16 protein-coding genes are annotated in these 18763 nt (G+C 67.0%); 13 read left to right on the forward strand and 3 right to left on the reverse strand.

Translation table 11 applies throughout. The features are described 5' to 3' along the window. Nucleotide 1 precedes the first annotated feature (1 nt). A complete protein-coding gene (locus BM075_RS09535) occupies nt 2–607 on the reverse strand; it encodes a DUF1285 domain-containing protein (RefSeq protein ID WP_093360446.1) in 606 nt (201 codons plus the stop codon). A gap of 60 nt (nt 608–667) precedes the next feature. On the opposite strand from BM075_RS09535, the gene BM075_RS09540 reads away from it, so the two are divergent. The 6 genes from BM075_RS09540 (at nt 668) to BM075_RS09565 (ending at nt 9248) form a co-directional block, all read left to right on the forward strand. Continuing rightward, a complete protein-coding gene (locus BM075_RS09540; RefSeq protein ID WP_093360447.1) occupies nt 668–1675 on the forward strand; it encodes an AAA family ATPase in 1008 nt (335 codons plus the stop codon). Then, nucleotides 1672–2565, forward strand: coding sequence for a DUF58 domain-containing protein (locus BM075_RS09545; protein WP_093360448.1), 894 nt, complete (start codon nt 1672–1674; stop codon nt 2563–2565). Before BM075_RS09540 ends, BM075_RS09545 begins: the two co-directional genes overlap by 4 nt. Continuing rightward, nucleotides 2565–5351 carry a DUF4159 domain-containing protein gene (locus tag BM075_RS09550; protein WP_093360449.1) on the forward strand — a complete coding sequence of 929 codons (2787 nt, stop codon included), beginning with the start codon at nt 2565–2567 and terminating at the stop codon, nt 5349–5351. Before BM075_RS09545 ends, BM075_RS09550 begins: the two co-directional genes overlap by 1 nt. Then, nucleotides 5348–7432 (forward strand): hypothetical protein, encoded by a 2085-nt coding sequence (locus BM075_RS09555; RefSeq protein WP_093360450.1) that lies wholly within the window; start codon nt 5348–5350, stop codon nt 7430–7432. Before BM075_RS09550 ends, BM075_RS09555 begins: the two co-directional genes overlap by 4 nt. A 119-nt stretch (nt 7433–7551) precedes the next feature. Beyond that, nucleotides 7552–8490 carry an ABC transporter ATP-binding protein gene (locus tag BM075_RS09560; RefSeq protein WP_093360572.1) on the forward strand — a complete coding sequence of 313 codons (939 nt, stop codon included), beginning with the start codon at nt 7552–7554 and terminating at the stop codon, nt 8488–8490. Continuing rightward, nucleotides 8487–9248, forward strand: coding sequence for an ABC transporter permease (locus tag BM075_RS09565; protein WP_093360451.1), 762 nt, complete (start codon nt 8487–8489; stop codon nt 9246–9248). Before BM075_RS09560 ends, BM075_RS09565 begins: the two co-directional genes overlap by 4 nt. A gap of 99 nt (nt 9249–9347) precedes the next feature. On the opposite strand, the gene BM075_RS09570 is transcribed toward BM075_RS09565, so the two are convergent. Next, on the reverse strand, nt 9348–9968 hold the full coding sequence (locus tag BM075_RS09570; protein WP_093360452.1) for a GcrA family cell cycle regulator: 621 nt from the start codon (nt 9966–9968) through the stop codon (nt 9348–9350). A 164-nt stretch (nt 9969–10132) separates the two neighbouring features. Between BM075_RS09570 and BM075_RS09575 the strand changes: the two genes are divergently transcribed. From BM075_RS09575 to argF, 3 genes are all read left to right on the forward strand, one after another. Beyond that, on the forward strand, nt 10133–10918 hold the full coding sequence (locus BM075_RS09575; protein ID WP_093360453.1) for an ABC transporter permease: 786 nt from the start codon (nt 10133–10135) through the stop codon (nt 10916–10918). A gap of 236 nt (nt 10919–11154) precedes the next feature. Next, nucleotides 11155–12339: an aspartate aminotransferase family protein gene (locus BM075_RS09580; protein WP_093360454.1), complete on the forward strand. Its 1185-nt coding sequence runs from the start codon at nt 11155–11157 to the stop codon at nt 12337–12339. Between the two features lie 112 nt (nt 12340–12451). Beyond that, on the forward strand, nt 12452–13378 hold the full coding sequence (argF, locus tag BM075_RS09585; protein ID WP_093360455.1) for an ornithine carbamoyltransferase: 927 nt from the start codon (nt 12452–12454) through the stop codon (nt 13376–13378). Nucleotides 13379–13381: 3 nt separating this feature from the next. Here the strand turns inward: argF and BM075_RS09590 are convergent, their stop codons facing one another. Continuing rightward, entirely contained in the window at nt 13382–13726 is a 345-nt protein-coding gene (locus BM075_RS09590) for an MmcQ/YjbR family DNA-binding protein (RefSeq protein ID WP_093360456.1), read from the reverse strand. Between the two features lie 217 nt (nt 13727–13943). Here BM075_RS09590 and cysS point away from each other — a divergent pair, with 217 nt between their 5' ends. The 4 genes from cysS to BM075_RS09610 all read left to right on the forward strand — a co-directional run bounded on the left by cysS (nt 13944) and on the right by BM075_RS09610 (nt 18717). Further along, on the forward strand, nt 13944–15467 hold the full coding sequence (gene cysS, locus BM075_RS09595) for a cysteine--tRNA ligase (RefSeq protein ID WP_093360457.1): 1524 nt from the start codon (nt 13944–13946) through the stop codon (nt 15465–15467). Nucleotides 15468–15594: 127 nt separating this feature from the next. Continuing rightward, complete coding sequence (gene cimA / locus BM075_RS09600; protein WP_093360458.1) at nt 15595–17220, forward strand: citramalate synthase; 1626 nt, start codon at nt 15595–15597, stop codon at nt 17218–17220. Between the two features lie 10 nt (nt 17221–17230). Continuing rightward, entirely contained in the window at nt 17231–17950 is a 720-nt protein-coding gene (locus BM075_RS09605) for a class I SAM-dependent methyltransferase (RefSeq protein ID WP_093360459.1), read from the forward strand. Next, on the forward strand, nt 17947–18717 hold the full coding sequence (locus tag BM075_RS09610) for a squalene/phytoene synthase family protein (protein ID WP_093360460.1): 771 nt from the start codon (nt 17947–17949) through the stop codon (nt 18715–18717). The genes BM075_RS09605 and BM075_RS09610 overlap by 4 nt, the downstream gene beginning before the upstream one ends. Nucleotides 18718–18763 lie beyond the last annotated feature (46 nt).

An 18763-nucleotide genomic window follows, 5' to 3' on the forward strand; every position in this document is an offset into this window, starting at 1 on the left:
GTCAGGAGGGCAGCTCGCGGACCGGGATGAACGGGAAGAACGCGCCGCGAGAGTGGAGGCCGAACCAGTCCTCCCCGCGGTGGGGGTGCCGCTCACAGATCTCTACCAGCCGATAAAAGGTCTTGCGGTCGATCCGTGCTTCGAGCGCGGCGCGCACGAGGACGTAGGGCGTGGGCTCGCCGGTCTCGGGGTCGCGGGTGACGCGGATCGGATGGTCGGGGCCGGCTGGCACCTCGTCGCCGACGTTGGTGGTGAAGGTGACGGCCTGGTCCGCGCCGCTGCCGGTTGCGTGGCTGTCGACGGCGAGGAAGGGCACGTCCTCCACCCGAATCCCCACTTTCTCCACCGGGGTCACGAGGAAGTAGTCCGCGCCATCCCGCCGCAGGATGGTGGAGAACAGGCGCACGAGCGGCGCGCGGCCGATGGGTGTGCCGGTGTAGAACCATGTGCCGTCGCGGCGGATCTCCATGTCCAGATCGCCGCAAAAGGGCGGGTTCCAGAGGTGAACCGGGGGAAGACCGCCCGATTTGGTGGCTTTGCCGGCGGCCTCTGCAAGGCTTTCGGGCGAGGGAATGGGCGGGGAGTCTCCGCTTCCCGTTTTTGTCATTTGTTCCTCCCTAGATATCTGCCTTACTGATTGCGAGACCAACGCCGAAGGATCGCCGCCATGTCCGAACCTACCCAACTCGTCGCCGAAATCGAAGCCCTCGGAGAGAAACTGGCGGAGGCGAAAGGCTCCATCACCCGGCGGTTCATCGGCCAGGAGAGGGTGGTGGACCTCGTGCTGTCGGCGCTGCTCTGCGGCGGGCACGGGCTGCTGATCGGCCTGCCGGGGCTGGGAAAGACGCGGCTCGTGGATACGCTCGGAACGGTGATGGGCCTTGGCACGAACCGGATCCAGTTCACGCCGGACCTGATGCCTGCGGACATTCTGGGCTCCGAGGTGCTGGAGACGGGCGCGGGCGGGCGGCGCGATTTCCGCTTCATCGAGGGGCCGATCTTTTGCCAGTTGCTGATGGCTGACGAGATCAACCGCGCGAGCCCTAGAACCCAGTCGGCGCTGTTGCAGGCGATGCAGGAGAAGGAAGTGACCATCGCGGGCGAGCACCGTCCGCTCGGCGCACCGTTCCATGTGCTGGCCACGCAGAATCCGATCGAGCAGGAAGGGACCTATCCTCTGCCGGAGGCGCAGCTCGACCGGTTCCTGGTGCAGATCGACGTGCCGTATCCGGACCGCAAGACCGAGCACGACATCCTGATCGCCACGACGGGGATCGAGGAGGAGGAGGCGCACGCCGTCTTTACCCCCGAGGAGCTGCTGGCGGCGCAGGTGGTGCTCCGGCGGATGCCGGTGGGCGAGAAGGTGGTGGAGCTGATCCTCGATCTGGTCCGCGCGTTCCGCCCCGGCAGCCCGGATGCGCCAGAGGTTGTGTCGAAGAACGTGAGCTGGGGGCCGGGGCCGCGGGCCGCGCAGGCGCTCATGCTGACGGTCAGGGCGCGCGCGCTGCTCGACGGGCGCCTTGCGCCGTCGCCCGACGACGTGGTGCAGATGGCGGAGCCGGTGCTGCTGCACCGGATGGCGCTGACCTTTGCCGCGCGAGCGCGGGGTGAGAACCTCGGGCATCTGATTGAGTCCGTCGCGGCCCAGGTGAGCCGGATTGAGGCTGCCGCGTGAGTGAGGCCCAGCCACACCAGGGAAGTCCGCACCTCAGATCCCGGGCCGAAGGACTTGCGGCCGCGCTGCCGCCGCTTCTGGCGCAGGCGGAGCATCTGGCCTCGACCGTGCTTCTTGGCGAGCACGGACGGCGGCGCGCGGGCATGGGCGACGAGTTCTGGCAGTACCGGCACATCGCGCCGGGCGACGAGGCGCGGGAGATTGACTGGCGGCGCTCGGCCAAGTCCGACGTGCATTTCATCCGGCAGAAGGAATGGCAGGCCGCGCAGAGCGTGGTGATCTGGGTGGACGGCTCGCAGTCCATGCGCTTCTCCGGGGACCGAAATCGCCCCGCCAAGGCAGATCGCGCCCGGCTGCTGGCGCTTGCGCTGTCGGTGCTGCTGGTGAGGGGCGGCGAGCGGGTCGGCCTTTCCAACATCGGGGCGCCGCCGCGCAGCGGGCAGCTTCAGCTCGTCCGGATCGCCGAGGCGCTGACGGAAAGCCTGTCCGATGAGGACTACGGCACCCCGGAGACGCCCGGATTGCCCTCCCACGCCCGCGCGGTCTTCATCTCCGACTTCATGGGGGACATGGCCGGCGTCGAGGCGGCGCTGGCCAAGGCCGCCGACCGGGACGTGCGCGGCGCGCTGTTCCAGATTCTCGACCCGGTCGAGGAAGCCTTCCCCTTCGACGGGCGGACCATTTTCCAGAGCATGGGTGGGACGCTGGAACACGAGACGCTGAAGGCCGGAGACCTGAAGCAGCGCTACCTTGAACGGCTGGCCGAACGAAAGGACCGCCTGGAGCAGCTGTCGCGCGTTTCGGGCTGGCTCTATGGGTGCCATCACACCGGCGACAGTGCCCAGGCGGCGCTGCTGTGGCTTTACGGGGCGCTGGAGCGCGCGCGCTGATGTGGATGCTGGGCCCCATAGGATTTACGGCGCCGCTGCTCCTGCTTGGGCTGCTGGCACTGCCGATCCTGTGGATCTTGCTGCGGGCCGTGCCGCCCGCGCCGATCCGCCGCCGGTTCCCCGGCGTGGCGCTGCTGCTGGGTTTGGCGGACGACGAAACGCAGACGGACCGGACCCCTTGGTGGCTCCTGCTGATCCGCATGCTGGCGGCGGCGGCGATCATCATCGGCTTTGCCGGGCCGGTGCTGAATCCGCAGGTGGAGGATACCGGTAGCGGGCCACTGCTGGTCGTTGTGGACGGCACCTGGGCGGACGCACCCGACTGGGCGCGTCGGCAGGATCGCATCGCCGTGCTGATGGAGGAGGCCGGCCGCGCGGGGCGCACGGTGGCGCTGATCCAGCGGACGGAGTTGCCCGCCGGTCCGCTGGAGTTCCTCTCCGCCGACCGTGTTGCCACCGAGGTGGCCGGGATTGAGCCGAATCCGTGGGAGCCGGACCCGGAGGCACAGGCCGCCTGGATCGAAGGGCTTGGGGATGCGCGGTTCGACACGGTCTGGCTGTCGGACGGGCTGGAGCGAGAGACACGCGCGCCGATGCTGGAGGCCTTGGAGGCGCGCGGCCGGGTGCGCGTGATCGAGGGGGGGCGCCCGGTGCAGGCGTTGGCGCCTGTGCTCTACGAGGATGGGGAGGTGTTGCTCAACGTGCGCCGAGCCGTGACGGCCGGCGACGCGGAGTTGACGCTCGACGCCATCGGCCGCGATCCGGCGGGAACGGAGCGGGTGCTCGCGCGGACCGAAATGACGATCCCGGCGGGCGCCGATGGGGCGGAAACGGCACTGTCGCTGCCGCCTGAGCTTCGCAACCGCATCACCCGATTTCAGATTGCGGGCCTGCGCTCTGCTGCGGCCGTGAGCCTGACCGACGACAGCCTCAAGCGCCGCGAGGTGGCCCTAATTGCGGGTCGGGACGACCGGGAGGGGTTGGAGCTGCTGTCGCCCGTCCATTACCTGCGGCAGGCGCTGGCCCCCACGGCCGACCTGCTCGATGGCGGCCTGATGGACATCCTGCCCGCCAATCCCGACGCCATCGTGCTGGCCGACGTGGCCCGGCTTGCGCCGCTGGAACAGGATGCCCTGCTGGAGTGGATCGACGAGGGCGGCCTGCTGGTGCGCTTCGCCGGGCCCCGGCTGGCTGCCTCTGACGTCAGCCGCGACGAGCTGGACCCGCTGATGCCTGTCCGCCTGCGCGAGGGAGGCCGCAGTATCGGCGGCGCCATGAGCTGGGGTGAGCCGCGCACCCTGCGTCCTTTCACGGAGGGCTCGCCGTTCTTTGGGCTGACGATCCCGGACGAGGTGACAGTGAGTTCGCAGGTGATGGCCCAACCCGATCCCGCTCTGGGCGAGCGGGTGATCGCCGCGCTGGCGGACGGCACGCCGCTCGTCACGCGTCGTCCAATCGGCGCGGGGCAGGTGGTGCTGTTCCACGTCACCGCCAATGCCGAATGGTCCACGCTGCCGCTGTCCGGCCTGTTCGTGGAAATGCTGGAACGGCTCGCCGTGTCCACCCGCCCGTCCATGCCTACCATCGACGACCTGACGGGAACGACCTGGAGCGCCGATCACGTGCTCGACGGCTTCGGAGACCTGCACGACGCGGAGACCCTGCCGGGCGTGTCCGGCGAACGGCTGGCGGAGCGCCGGTTCGGGCGCGAGATGCCGCCTGGGCTTTATACCGACGGGGAACGCTCCCTGGCGCTGAACGTGCTGGCGGAGGACGATGCGCTGGTGCCCGCGTCCTGGCCTGCACGCATTCCCGTGGAAGGCATGAGCATTGTCCGCGAGACCCGTCTTGCCGGGCCGATCCTTGCCGTGGCGCTGATGCTCCTGGCGCTCGACCTGCTGGCGTCGCTCTGGCTCTCGGGCCGGCTGCGTGGTGGCCGGGGGGTATTCGCGGGGATGCTGGCTCTGGCGTTGTTGCTGCCCTCCGCCCCACCCGCCATGGCGCAGGACGCCGATGCCGAGGGCGCCGACGACGCCCTCGCCATCGCCGCCACGGGAGAGGTCGTTCTGGCCCACGTTATAACGGGCGACCCGCAGTTGGACAAACTGGCGGACGCTGGTCTGAGGGGGCTGAGCGAGGGGCTGTTCAACCGCACCTCGGTTGAGCCGGCGGAGCCGATGGCCGTCAATCTGGAGACCGACGAGCTCGCCTTCTTCCCGTTCCTCTACTGGCCCGTCTCCGAAAATCAGCCAATCCCGACCGCCGAGGCCTATGCCCGTCTGAACCGGTACCTGCGCTCTGGCGGCATGATCCTGTTCGATACGCGAGACGCGGATATCGGCGGCTATGGAGGGTCCACCCCGACCGGGCGCAAGTTGCAACAACTGGCGGCGCCGCTCGACATTCCGCCGCTGGAGCCGATCCCGCAGGACCATGTGCTGACGCGCACCTTCTACCTGCTGCAGGACTTTCCGGGCCGGTATGCCTCCCGCGATGTGTGGGTGGAGTCCGCGCCGGAGGACGCCGAACTGGCGGACGGCATGCCGTTCCGGAACCTCAACGACAACGTGACCCCGGTGGTGATCGGCGGCAACGACTGGGCATCGGCCTGGGCGGTCGATCGCTCTGGCGCCCCGCTCTATCCGGTGGGCCGCGGCTTCGCCGGGGAACGGCAGCGGGAACTGGCGCTGCGGTTCGGCGTGAATCTCATCATGCATGTGCTGACCGGCAACTATAAATCCGACCAGGTGCACGTGCCCGCGCTGCTCGACAGGCTGGGCCAATGAGCGGCGGCTCGCAGATCCTGTTCGACCCGCTGCTGCCGTGGGTGGCGGTCTGGGTCGCTGCCGCGCTGGCCGTGGCGCTGGTGGCACTGGCTGTCTGGCGCGGGCTGCGCGGCTGGTGGCTGCGGGCGCTCGCCGTCCTCGCACTGCTGGTGGCAATCGCGAACCCCTCCTGGCAGGAGGAGGACCGCGATCCGCTTTCCGATATCGTGCTGCTGGTGGTCGACCGAACGGCGAGCCAGGGGATGTCCGACCGGGCCGACCAGACAGACGCCGCCGTGGACCGCATCACCGCCGCCGTCGAGGCCCTGCCAGATACGGAATTGCGCACCGTCACGCTCCGCGACGCGGCGGACAACGCCGGGACGCTGGCGATGGCCGCGCTGGCCGAAATGATGGCGGAAGAGCCGCGCGGCCGGATCGCCGGAGCGATCCTTGTGAGCGATGGCATCGTCCACGATATCGAGCACGCCCCCGACCTGCCGGCGCCGCTGCACTTGCTGATGACCGGCCGGGAGACCGACTGGGACCGCCGCCTGCTGGTAAAAAGCGCCCCGACCTTTGCCATCGTCGGGGAGGAGGTCGTGCTGACGTTGCGGATCGAGGACGACGGCGCCGTGCCGGAGGAGGTGGCGTCGGGCCGCGCGCGGATCGAAATCGCCATCGACGGGGGCGAGCCGATGCCCTTCGACGTGCCCGTCGGAAGGGACCTGGAACTGCCGCTCACCTTACCGCATGGCGGCATGAACGTGGTCCAGATCGAGGTCGCCGGGGCCGAGGGCGAACTGACCGACCGCAACAATGCCGCCGTGGTGCAGATCAACGGCGTGCGGGACAGGCTGCGCGTGCTGTTGGTCTCCGGCGAGCCGCACGCGGGGGAGCGCACCTGGCGCAACCTGCTGAAATCCGACAGCGCTGTGGACCTCGTGCATTTCACCATTCTGCGCCCCCCGGAAAAGCAGGACGGCGTGCCGGTCACGGAACTGTCGCTCATCGCCTTTCCCACGCGAGAGCTGTTCCTGGAGAAGGTCGACGAGTTCGACCTGATCGTCTTCGACCGCTACCGGCGGCGCGGCATCCTGCCGATGATCTACCTCGACAACGTCGTCTCCTATGTCGAGCGGGGCGGGGCGGTGCTGATGGCTGCGGGTCCGGAGTTCGCGGCGGCTGACAGCCTTTATCGCTCGCCCCTATCTGAGATCCTGCCGGCGGCGCCGAGCGCGCGGGTGATAGAGCAGGGATATACGCCCCGGGTCACCGATGTGGGCCATAAACATCCCGTAACCGAGGGGCTGGAAGCGCTCGCCCCGCCTCCTGCTGACGGGGAGGACGGGCCGGGTTGGGGGCGATGGTTCAGGTTGACGGACGTTGTACCGGAGCGCGGGCAAGTGGTGATGAGCGGGCCGGAGGAGCGTCCGTTGCTGGTGCTCGACCGGGTGGGCGAAGGCCGGGTGGCGCTGCTCGCGTCCGACCACGCCTGGCTCTGGTCGCGCGGCTTCGAGGGCGGCGGGCCGCAACTGGAGCTTCTGCGCCGGCTGGCGCATTGGATGATGAAGGAGCCCGAGTTGGAGGAGGAGGCCCTGACCGCCACCGCGGAGGGGCTGGAGGTCACGATCGTTCGCCGCACCCTTGGCGATGCGCCGGAGCCGGTGGACGTGACCGCCCCGGACGGCAGCGTCGTCACCGTGCCGCTCGAAGAGGAGAGCCCCGGCAGGTTCGTCGGCACCTTCACCGGCGGCGAAACCGGGCTCTACCGGCTGGCGGAGGGCGACCTGACCGCGGTCGTGGCTCTTGGCCCCGCGGCGCCGCGCGAGTTCGAAGAAACCATCGCGACTGATGACATCCTGGCCGACAGTATTGCCGCTCACGGCGGCGGCGCCATGGAGATTGAAGACGGCTTGCCGACCCTGCGGCAGGTTCGCGAAGGGCGCACGGCGGCGGGGCGGGGCTGGATCGGCATCACGCCGCGCGGCGCCTACCGCACTGCTGACGTCACCGTCATTCCGCTCGTGGCACCTCTCCTGTTCCTGCTCATGGCCATCGCCCTCACCGTGGGTGCCTGGCTGCACGAGGGCCGAAGGTAGCGCGCCAAGCGCGACGCACCGGGCAAGGTCGCGCGTCCGTTTTGAGGCGGGGCGCCTCTCCGTTGGCCCGACCGATAATTCGCGTTAGATGTGAGAGGCTCGAACAGGAGGTCCGACCGCTGGCGCCCATCATATCCATCCGAAACCTCGCCAAGACCTACGACGGCGGGTTCGAGGCGCTGAAGGGCGTCTCGCTCGATATCGAGGAGGGCGAAATCCTTGCCCTGCTTGGCCCGAACGGCGCTGGAAAGACGACGCTCATCTCGGCGGTCTGCGGGCTGGTGACGCCCAGCGGTGGCACCGTAACCGTGGGCGGGCATGACATTCAGGGCGAGTTCCGGGCGGCCCGCGAACTGATCGGGCTGGTGCCGCAGGAAATCACCATCGAGCCCTTCGAGAAGGTAATCAATACGGTCACCTTTTCCCGCGGCCTTTTCGGCAAGCGGCGCGACGATGCGCATATCGAACGCGTGCTGCGGGCGCTGTCGCTCTGGGACAAGCGGCACAGCCGCAACAAGGAGCTGTCGGGCGGCATGAAGCGGCGGGTCCTGATCGCCAAGGCGCTGAGTCACGAGCCGCGTGTGCTGTTCCTGGACGAACCCACCGCAGGTGTCGACGTCACCTTGCGCAAGGATATGTGGCGGCTGGTGCGGGATCTGCGCGACCAGGGAACCACGATCATCCTGACAACCCATTACATCGAGGAGGCCGAGGAGATGGCCGACCGGATCGGGGTGATCGACCACGGCCGGCTGCTGCTGGTGGAGGAAAAGGCGCAGCTCCTGCACCAACTCGGGCGCAAGGAGCTCCGTCTGGAACTTTGCGAACCGCTGGAGCGGGTGCCGGAGAGCCTCGCTGCCTACGGCCTGACGCTGTCGGGGGAGGGGTACCACCTGACCTATGCCTTCGACGCCCACGCGGATCACACAGGGATGACCCGCCTTCTGGCGGACATCGCCAGGGCCGGGCTCGACCTGCGCGACCTCTCCACACGCCAAAGCTCGCTGGAGGACGTGTTCCTCAAGCTGGTCCGCGATGGCCGGGAGGAGGTGGCATGAACTGGCGTGGCGTGGTGGCGATCTATCGCTTCGAGATGAACAGGACCTTTCGCACGATCGCGCAGTCCATCGTGTCGCCGGTGATCTCCACTGTGCTTTACTTCGTCGTCTTCGGCGCCGCCATTGGGGCACGGATCGACACGGTGGAGGGCGTGGACTACGGCGCCTTCATCGTGCCTGGGCTGGTCATGTTGACTCTGCTGCAACAGTCAGTGACCAACGCGTCCTTCGGGATTTACTTTCCGAAGTTCATCGGCACGATCTACGAACTCCTGTCGGCCCCGATGTCCTTCATCGAGGTGGTGATCGGCTACGTCGGGGCGGCTGCGAGCAAGGCATTGATGATCGCCGTGATCATCCTCATCACGTCAGCGTTCTTTGTGGACCTCCAGATCGCGCACCCCGTCTGGATGGTCGCGTTCTTGCTCCTGACGGCGGTCAGCTTTGCCCTGCTGGGGTTCATCATCGGTATCTGGGCAAAGAACTTCGAGCAGCTTCAGCTCATCCCGCTGCTGGTCATCACGCCGCTGGTGTTCCTCGGCGGCGCTTTCTACTCGGTGTCCATGCTGCCGCCGGGCTGGCGGGAGGTGACCTATTTCAACCCGGTGCTCTACCTGATTTCGGGGTTCCGCTGGTCGTTCTTCGGGGTGGCAGACGTGCCGATCGGCATCTCGCTCACGGCGATCTGCGTCTTTCTCGCGGCCTGCCTGACGGCGATCTGGGCGATCTTCAAGACCGGGTGGCGGATCAAGCCCTGACGGGGTCTGCCAAAGCCCTGACTACATGGGATGATCGGTCGACCACGCGGGCACCACGGCCGATGGTATCACCGGACCGTGGTCAAACCTGCGGGAGGGTCAGCGACGGCGATCCCGGCGGGACGACATCGGTTGGAACGCCACCCCCACATGCGCCTCGCAATAGGGCTTGCCTGCTTGCACCGGCAGGCCGCAGAACCAGAAGTCTTCCGTCGCCGGATCGCCAATCGGCCATTTGCACGTCCGTTCGGTCAGTTCCATCAGCGTCAGCTTGCGCGCCTTTTTCTCGATCTCCCGCACCGAGGCCAGGGCTTCCGGGCTGATCTCGTTGGCCGAAGGTTGCGGCGGCAGGGGTTGACCGGCCGGGATGATCTGCCGGCGCGCCGGCGCGGCCGGAGCTTCCGGCTTGGAGGCGACGGTTTCCGGTTCCTGGCTGGGTGCGGGCTCCTCAGCGGCCGGCGCCGCCTCTTCCCGAGCGGGACGTGTCCGTGCTGGTTCGGCCGCCGGGGCCGCGGGCTTCTCGGCCACCTCCGGCTCCGCCGCGCGCGGCTTCTCCGGTGCGCCGCTGCCGCCGTTGCGGTTGGACAGCCCCAAACGGTGCACCTTGCCGATCACGGCATTGCGCGTCACCCCGCCAAGCTCCTTGGCGATCTGGCTCGCGCTCTGGCCTTCGCTCCACATTCTCTTGAGGGTCTCGACGCGCTCATCGGTCCAGGACATCTGCCAGCCTTCATATTTCTCATGGAAAAAGACGAACGCCGGAGAAACCCCGGCGCCGCCCTTACGTTTGCCTGAGGCCTATACTATGTCGCAGGGCGTGGGGTTACAAGCGGCCCCCGGACACAGGCACGGCACGGGAGCGAAACGTGGCAGATATCTCGGGAATGGGTGAGCGTCGTTTCGGGCGTGTGAACTGGCTGGGCCTTGCAACACTGGCGCGGCGGGAGATGCAACGCTTTCTGACGGTCTGGATGCAGACTGTGGCGGCGCCGCTGATGACGGCGGGGCTGTTCCTGGCCATCTTCTCCATCGCCATCGGCCCCACCCGGGGCGAGGTGATGGGTTTTCAGTACCTGCACTTCATCGCGCCGGGCATTCTGACGATGACGGTAATCCAAAACGCGTTCGCGAACACCTCCTCGTCGATCCTGGTCTCGAAGGTGCAAGGAAATATCGTCGACACGCTGATGCCGCCGCTCTCGGCGGGCGAACTGGTCACCGGCTACATCGCCGGCGGCGTGGCGCGCGGGCTGTTCGTCGCGGTGCCGATCGGGCTTATCATGATGCCGCTCATCGGCATCCGGATTGCGAACCCGGCCCTCGCGCTCGTCTACGTGACGCTCGGAGCGGCGCTCATGGCCTCCTTGGGGATGCTGGCGGGCATCTTCGCCAACAAGTTCGACCAGGTGGCGGCGATCACCAACTTCCTCATCACGCCGCTCTCGTTCCTGTCCGGCACCTTCTACTCCTCGGATGCGGTGCCCCCCGTGATGCAGCACCTTTTGCACTGGAACCCGATCTTCTACCTGATCGACGGCGTGCGCTACAGCGTGCTCGGGGTGTCCGACAGCTCACCCGTCGTGGGGCTTGCCTTCGTAGCCGGCGTCACGGCGGTCTTCGTCATCTGGAGCTGGGTCTGGGTGCGCCGGGGCTATCGCCTGAAGCCCTGATCCTCGGGCCAGAAAGGCTCTGGCGTGGCGCGTGAATTCGCGCTATGCCGCCTGTCATGGCGAGTCAAACCACATACGGCACCCTTCGGCACGTCCGACGTCGTCGCTGACCAGCCGCCCCAGCCCGGGCGCGGCTCCTGTCCGTGCGCCGCCAGGCTCCCATCCACTGCCCCGACGCATTGACACGCCCCGACCCCTCGGGCACTTCTTCGCACTCCTGTTACGAGGCCGACCCAATGATCCCGTCGATCCTGCCCACCTACAATCGTGCACCGCTTCACTTCGTGAAAGGCGAAGGCAGCTGGCTGATCGAGCGCGACGGTCGACGCTTCCTCGACCTCGGTGCCGGGATCGCGGTGAACGCGCTTGGCCATGCGCATCCCGCGCTGGTGGAGGCGCTCACGGAGCAGGCCGGCGCCCTGTGGCATATCTCGAACCTGTACCATGTGGACAAGCAGGCGGCCCTGGCCGACCGGCTGGTGGACCTGACCTTCGCCGACACCTGTTTCTTCACCAACTCCGGCACGGAGGCCTGTGAACTGGCGGTCAAGATGGCGCGCCGGTACTGGTACGCGCACGGCCGGCCGGAGCGGACGAAGATCCTGACCTTTGATGGCGCTTTCCACGGGCGGTCCACCGCAGCCATTGCCGCTGTCGGCACGCCGAAAATGACCGAGGGCTTCGGTCCCCTGCTGCCCGGTTTCGTGCAGTTGCCCTTCGGGGATATCGAGGCGTTGGAAACCGCGCTGGAGGACGCGGAGGTCGGGGCCGTGCTGATCGAGCCCATCCAGGGGGAGGGGGGCATCCGCAGCCTCGGCGACGACGCCCTGCGCAAGGTGCGCGCAGCCTGCGACGCGGCCGGAGCTCTGCTGATCCTGGATGAGGTGCAATGCGGCATGGGCCGGACCGGCCGCCTGTTTGCCCACGAATGGGCCGGGATCACGCCCGACATCATGATGGTGGCCAAGGGCATCGGCGGCGGCTTCCCACTGGGCGCGGTGCTCGCGACCGAGGAGGCGGCCGCCCCCATGACCGCAGGCACGCACGGCTCCACCTATGGCGGTAACCCCCTCGGCTGCGCCGTGGGGCTGGCCGTCGTCGACATCGTCGCCGATCCCGCGTTCCTGTCGGAGGTCTCGCGGAAGGCGACCGCGCTGCGCCAGGGGCTCGAAAGCCTCGTCGCCTCCCACCCGGACGTCTTCGAAAGCGTGCGCGGGGAGGGCCTGATGCTCGGCCTGCGATGCCGCCTGCCGGCCACGGATGTGGTGCAGGCAGGTTACGCGGAGGACCTGCTGGTCATCCCCGCGGCCGACAATGTCGTGCGGCTGCTGCCCGCGCTCAACATTCCCGAAGCCGAGATCGCGGAGGCGCTCGCGCGCCTCGAAAAAACCGCCACCCGTGCCGCGGCCAAGGCCGCGTGAGCGATCCGATGCGTCTTGTGTCCAGAAATATCCTCGGGGGGCGCCCCGGATGACCATCCGGGGCGGCGGGGGGCAGACAGCCTCCCGGCCCCCTTTCCAGAAAGACCGACCGATGTCTCATTTCCTCGATATCCACACCACGGACCCCGCCGACCTCCGGACGATGATCGACACTGCCCGCGCCATGAAGGACGCGCGCAACGGCCGCCCGAAGGCTGCGCCCGACGACGACCAGCCGCTCTCAGGCCACATGGTCGCGCTGATCTTCGAGAAGCCCTCCACCCGAACCCGCGTCTCCTTCGACGTTGGCGTGCGGCAACTCGGCGGGCAGACGATGGTTCTTTCCGGCAGCGACATGCAGCTCGGTCATGGCGAGACGATCCAGGACACCGCGCGCGTGCTCTCCCGCTACGTTGACATGATCATGATCCGCACCTTCGAGGAGGTGACGCTGCTGGAGCTTGCAGAGGCGGCGACCGTTCCGGTCATCAATGGGCTGACCAACCGTTCCCACCCGTGCCAGATCATGGCCGATATCCTTACCTTCGAGGAACACCGCGGCCCGATCGCGGGCAAAAAGGTGGTTTGGTCCGGCGACGGCAACAACGTCTGTGCCTCCTTCCTCCACGCCGCAGGGCAGTTCGGCTTCGACCTTACGTTCACCGGACCGCCCACGCTGGACCCGGAGCCGGAGTTCGTGGGCTTCGCCCGCGGCAAGGGCGTGACGGTGGAGATCGAGCGTGACCCATTCAAGGCCGTCCAAGGCGCCGACCTGGTTGTCACGGACACCTGGCTTTCCATGCACGATTCCATGTCCGCCCAGGAACGGCGCCACAATCAGCTCCGCCCCTACCAGGTGAACGAACGGCTGATGACGGCCGCCGGCCCGCAGGCGCTCTTCATGCACTGCCTGCCCGCACATCGGGACGAGGAGGCCACGAGCGAGGTGATGGACGGGCCGCAGTCGGTGATCTTCGACGAGGCGGAGAACCGTCTGCACGCCCAGAAGGCGATCATGCGCTGGTGCGTCGGCACCTGAGCGTCAGGCGTCTGGCAGCGCGGCCCTGACCTTCTTCGGCAAGGCGGCGCGGATCAGGTCATAGGAGACCCGCAGCCGGTGCGCGGCCTCCTCGGCCTCCACCGTGTCGAAGGGCACCAGCACCCAGGAGCGGTGGAAGTAGGGGGCCTTCTCGAAGGGCCCCACCTCTTTCAGCATCTCGGCCGTCTCGACGTCCGCGCATTTGACGATGACGCCCCGATTGTCCGAACCGAGCGTGGCGAAGATCTTGCCGCCGACCTTCCACACCTCCGTGCCCGGCCCGAAGGGCTCGCTGAGGTCGGCCCCCGGCAGGGCGGCGCAGAGGGCGTTGACGGTTTCACGGTCCATGGCCGCACTCTGCCTGTGCCCGGTCCGCCCGACAAGCCCGCAAGAAAGCGCTTGGCGGCGGCGGCGGGCGGCAGTATGAACCTCGCATGAACCGCAGCCGCATCATCATCTGCATCTGCATTACCCGCTGACATCGTCAGGCGGGCCGGTTCCTTCATTCCCTCTCCAGAGCGAAGCTGCTAGACCCGCCGGCGCTGCCGGAACGAGAGGATTGGGCATGGCCGAGATCAGGCTCTGGAACACCAAGACGAAGCGGAAGGACCCGCTGGAACCGACGGTCACGCCGGGCAAGGTCTCCATGTACGTCTGCGGGCCGACGGTTTACGATCGGGCGCATATGGGCAACGCGCGGCCGGCCATCGTCTTCGACGTCCTCGCCCGCCTGCTGCGGCACGTCTACGGGCCGGACAACGTGCGTTACGTGCGCAACCTGACGGATGTGGACGACAAGATCATCCGGCGCGCCGAGGAAAGCGGCCGGGCCATCGACGAGATCACCGAAGAGACGATCCGCTGGTATCACGAAGACATGGCGGCCCTCGGCGTGCTGCCGCCGGACGAGGAGCCGCGGGCGACGCAATACATCGCGCAGATGATTGCCATGATCGAACGACTGATCGCTTCCGGCCACGCCTATGCCGCGGAGGGGCACGTGTTGTTCTCTGTCGAGAGCTATGCCGAATACGGCGCGTTGTCGGGCCGGTCGGTGGACGACATGATCGCCGGCGCCCGGGTGGAAGTCGCGCCCTACAAGAAGAACCCGATGGATTTCGTCCTCTGGAAGCCGTCGGAGCCGGATCTGCCGGGCTGGGACAGCCCGTGGGGGCGGGGGCGGCCGGGCTGGCACATCGAGTGCTCCGCCATGAGTGAGGCGCTCCTGGGGGAGAGCTTCGACATCCACGGCGGCGGCAACGACCTGATGTTCCCCCACCACGAGAACGAGATCGCCCAAAGCCGCTGCGCCCACCCCGGCAGCGACTTCGCCCGGATCTGGATGCACAACGAGATGCTGCAGGTCGAGGGCAAGAAGATGTCGAAGTCGCTCGGCAACTTTTTCACGGTTCGCGATTTGCTGAATAGGTACTCCGCGCATCCATATCATATTCCGAATATGGGGCCGGCCATTCGTCTCAGGTTTCTGCAAACGAGCTATCGCGATACCATCGACATTACCGACTACTCAATCGAGCAAGCGGCTGTCTGGCTCGGTCGGGCCTACGCAGCTTTGGATGATGAAAAAGAGCTGTGGGATGAGCAGGTAAACGACATCCTCCGAGGTTCCGATTTCATTGCCGCTTTGGCAGACGATCTCAATACGCATTTGGCCGTGACTAAACTACAGGATCAAATCAAGCGAACCTTCCAGCGTACGCAAGCTGTACCGATCGGCTCCGGCGAGAACATTTACAAGACTGCAGAGCTAGACGAAGACGAACGCAACCAGCAGCGCCTCAAAGCTATGCTTCAGTTTCTTGGCTTCAATTTATCTGGTTTGCGGCAATTCCATCATCAGTCTCGACAAGATGATTTGAAGAGAGCCGTTTCCACCCGAGTTGAAGCGCTGATCCAAGCCTTGCTGCAAGAACGGCAAAAAGCCAGACAGAACAAAGACTTTGCGCGCGCTGATCAGCTCCGCGATGGGTTTAAAGAGGCTGGCTTGGTCGTAACGGACACGCCGACGGGTCCGGAGTGGGCAATGGGTGCGGACTTTGATCCGGAGAAACTCGAGGCCTTGAAATGAAGACGTGGAAAGAGACAGCCAAGGCCTTTGGTCGGGCGCTGCCCTTTCGTCAGTGTGACAGCCCGGCGTCGGTACGGGTGGCAATGTCGGAATGGGTATTTGTGGACCAACAAGAAGAGGCCACCCAATGAGCAAGGAACGGCTTTACCTGTTCGACACGACCTTGCGGGACGGGCAGCAGACGCAAGGGGTGCAGTTCAGCCTTGAGGACAAGTACGAGATCGCGCAGGCGTTGGACGACCTGGGCATCGACTACATCGAGGGCGGCTGGCCCGGGGCAAACCCCACGGACAGCGAGTTCTTCGACAAGGCGCCGGAGATGCGGAACGCGACGTTCCTCGCCTTTGGGATGACCAAGCGGGCCGGGCGGTCTGCAGCCAATGACGAGGTGCTTGCGGGCGTGGTGAATGCGGGGACGCCCGCGGTCTGTCTCGTGGGCAAGAGCCACGATTTCCACGTGACCACCGCGCTCGGAGTGACGCTGGACGAGAACGTGGCTGCCATTGCCGACAGTCTGTCCCATCTGGTGGGCCTCGGCCGCGAAGCGATGTACGACGCCGAGCATTTCTTCGACGGCTACAAGGCGAACCCGGAGTATGCGCTCGCTTGCCTGCATGCGGCGCTGGAGGCCGGGGCACGCTGGGTGGTGCTGTGCGACACCAACGGCGGCACGCTCCCGGCGGAGATCTATGCCATCACGAAGGCGGTGATCGATAGCGGCGTGCCGGGGGACAGGCTCGGCATCCATACCCACAACGACACGGGCAATGCCGTCGCGGGCTCGCTTGCGGCCATCGACGCCGGGGCGCGGCAGGTGCAGGGCACGCTCAACGGGTTGGGGGAGCGTTGTGGAAATGCCAACCTGATCACCCTGATCCCGACGCTTTTGTTGAAGGAGCCTTATGCGAGCCGGTTCGAGACGGGCATCAGCCGGGACGGACTGGCGCGGCTCACCCGGGTCAGCCGCATGATGGATGACGTGCTGAACCGCGTGCCTTTCCGAAGCGCGCCCTATGTCGGCGCGTCTGCTTTCGCGCACAAGGCGGGGCTGCATGCGTCGGCGATGCTGAAGGACCCTTCGACCTACGAGCACATCGACCCGGCGCTCGTGGGCAACGCCCGTATCATTCCGATGTCCAACCAGGCGGGCCAGTCGAACCTGCGCAAGCGCCTCGCGGATGCCGGGATCGAGGTCGCGAAAGGTGACCCTGCTCTCGGGCGCATCCTCGACCTGGTGAAGGCGCGGGAGTCGGCGGGTTACTCCTACGACACGGCGCAGGCGAGCTTCGAGATCTTGGCGCGGCGGGAACTGGGGCAACTGCCGTCGTTCTTCCGGATAGACCGCTACAGGGTCGTCGTAGAGCGGCGGAAGAACCGGCTGGGAGAAACGATTTCGCTGTCGGAGGCGGTGGTGGTGCTCTGGATCGGCGACGAGAAGCGGCTGTCGGTGTCGGAATCGCTGGACCCGAGCGGTTCGGACCGCGGCCCGGTCAACGCGCTTTCGCGCGCGCTGGCGAAGGACCTCGGGCCGCTTCAGCCCTATATCGAGGACATGAAGCTGGTCGACTTCAAGGTGCGGATCACCAACGGTGGCACGGAGGCCGTGACCCGTGTCATCATAGACAGCGAGGACAGCGCCGGGCGGCGGTGGTCGACGGTGGGTGTGTCTGCCAACATAGTGGATGCCTCGTTCGAGGCGCTGCTGGAAGCGGTCCAGTGGAAACTGCTGCGGGACGGCGCGCCCGCGGCCTGAGGAGCAATCGATGGATTGGGAGGCGTTCTCCACCCTGCATGACGGTCTCGACCGCGAGGGGCCGGGGTGCGCGGACGACGTGCGGTGGGCTGTCGGCATGGCCGGAACGCATGGCGAGGCGCGGGTGCTGGATGCCGGCTGTGGGCCGGGTGCCGATACTGAGACGCTGGCGCACGAATTGCCGGAGGCCTGGATCGACGCGGTCGATTTACATGCCCCCTTCGCCGCGGCCACCGCGGCCCGGTGTTCCCGATTCGGCCCGCGTGTGAAAGCCTGGCAGGGCGATATGGCGAAGGTTGCCGGTCCTTACGATCTGATCTGGTGTGCCGGGGCGATGTACTTCCTGGGCGTGACCGAGGGGCTCGGGGCTTTCCGGGGCATGCTCACCCGTGCCGGGCGGGTCGCCTTCTCCGAGCCAGTGCTGCTGTCGGACAAGGAGCCGCCGGAGGTTCATGCGTTCTGGAGCGACTACCCACAGATCACCGACCGGGCAGGCGTCGAAGACAGGATTGCGGCTGCGGGGTATCGCACCCTGGGCACGCGGCTCGTGATTGGCGCACCGTGGGAAGCCTATTACGCCCCGCTCGAACGTCGCATCGCGGACTTGCGGTCGGCCGGACCTTCCTCTGCGCTCGACGCGGCACTGAAGCGGGAGGAGGCGGAAATCGCGGCGTGGCGTGCGGCGCCGGATCGGATCGCCTACCTTCTCTCGGTCGTGGAACCCGCATGAGCCTTGCCACCTGTGCAGAGATCGTCCAGAGGGGCGACCCGGATCGCTTTCTGTCCGCGATGGCCGCCCCGATTGAGGCGCGCTCCGTGCTTTTGCCGCTCTACGCCTTCAACGTGGAGGTCGCACGTTTACCATGGATCAGCCCGGAGCCGATGATCTGCGAGATGCGGCTGCAATGGTGGCGCGACACACTGGCCCGGATTGGCGATGGCGAGACGGTGGCAGCGCATGACGTCGCGGCGCCTCTGGCGCGTGTGGTGCACGACCGGCACGTGCCGATGGATGTTCTGGACCGGCTGGTCGTGGCCCGCCAGTGGGACATATACCGCGACCCGTTCGAGAACGACGCCGCGTTGCATGACTACATCGATGCAACGGCTGCCGGCCTAACATGGGCTGCGGCCTTGGCGCTCGGTGCGCCGGCCGATGGGGAGCCGGCAATCCGGGATGCAGGCTGGGCGGCAGGGCTGGCGACGTATCTGCGCGCGGTTCCCGAGCTCACGGCACGGGGCCGAAAACCGCTTCCGAACGCGCAACCAGAAGCGGTCGCGCAATTGGCCCGCCTGGGTCTGAACCGGCTGAAGGCCGCCCGGCGCGCGGAAATTCCACGTGCGGCCTATCCGGCCCTGCGCGCGGGCTGGCGCGCGGGAGAGACTCTTTCCAGAGCCCATAAAGCGCCAATACGCGTCCCCCAGGGGTCGCTGGCGGAAAGCGAATTCTCCCGCCGCGCGGGGCTGATGTGGCGAACAGCTCTCGGCCGCTGGTAAGGTCGCGCCGCAAACTCTTCTGGTGTCTGAAAATATCCCCGCCGGA

Source organism: Tropicimonas isoalkanivorans (assembly GCF_900112335.1).
In the GTDB taxonomy this organism is placed as follows: domain Bacteria; phylum Pseudomonadota; class Alphaproteobacteria; order Rhodobacterales; family Rhodobacteraceae; genus Tropicimonas; species Tropicimonas isoalkanivorans.

Excerpts from the sequence above, each read along its gene's own strand:
- BM075_RS09535 (WP_093360446.1), bottom strand. The coding sequence starts at position 607 with ATGACAAAAACGGGAAGCGGAGACTCCCCGCCCATTCCCTCGCCCGAA.
- BM075_RS09540 (WP_093360447.1), top strand. The coding sequence starts at position 668 with ATGTCCGAACCTACCCAACTCGTCGCCGAAATCGAAGCCCTCGGAGAG.
- BM075_RS09550 (WP_093360449.1), top strand. The coding sequence starts at position 2,565 with ATGTGGATGCTGGGCCCCATAGGATTTACGGCGCCGCTGCTCCTGCTT.
- BM075_RS09555 (WP_093360450.1), top strand. The coding sequence starts at position 5,348 with ATGAGCGGCGGCTCGCAGATCCTGTTCGACCCGCTGCTGCCGTGGGTG.
- BM075_RS09565 (WP_093360451.1), top strand. The coding sequence starts at position 8,487 with ATGAACTGGCGTGGCGTGGTGGCGATCTATCGCTTCGAGATGAACAGG.
- BM075_RS09570 (WP_093360452.1), bottom strand. The coding sequence starts at position 9,968 with ATGTCCTGGACCGATGAGCGCGTCGAGACCCTCAAGAGAATGTGGAGC.
- BM075_RS09575 (WP_093360453.1), top strand. The coding sequence starts at position 10,133 with ATGGGTGAGCGTCGTTTCGGGCGTGTGAACTGGCTGGGCCTTGCAACA.
- BM075_RS09580 (WP_093360454.1), top strand. The coding sequence starts at position 11,155 with ATGATCCCGTCGATCCTGCCCACCTACAATCGTGCACCGCTTCACTTC.
- argF (WP_093360455.1), top strand. The coding sequence starts at position 12,452 with ATGTCTCATTTCCTCGATATCCACACCACGGACCCCGCCGACCTCCGG.
- BM075_RS09590 (WP_093360456.1), bottom strand. The coding sequence starts at position 13,726 with ATGGACCGTGAAACCGTCAACGCCCTCTGCGCCGCCCTGCCGGGGGCC.
- cysS (WP_093360457.1), top strand. The coding sequence starts at position 13,944 with ATGGCCGAGATCAGGCTCTGGAACACCAAGACGAAGCGGAAGGACCCG.
- cimA (WP_093360458.1), top strand. The coding sequence starts at position 15,595 with ATGAGCAAGGAACGGCTTTACCTGTTCGACACGACCTTGCGGGACGGG.
- BM075_RS09605 (WP_093360459.1), top strand. The coding sequence starts at position 17,231 with ATGGATTGGGAGGCGTTCTCCACCCTGCATGACGGTCTCGACCGCGAG.
- BM075_RS09610 (WP_093360460.1), top strand. The coding sequence starts at position 17,947 with ATGAGCCTTGCCACCTGTGCAGAGATCGTCCAGAGGGGCGACCCGGAT.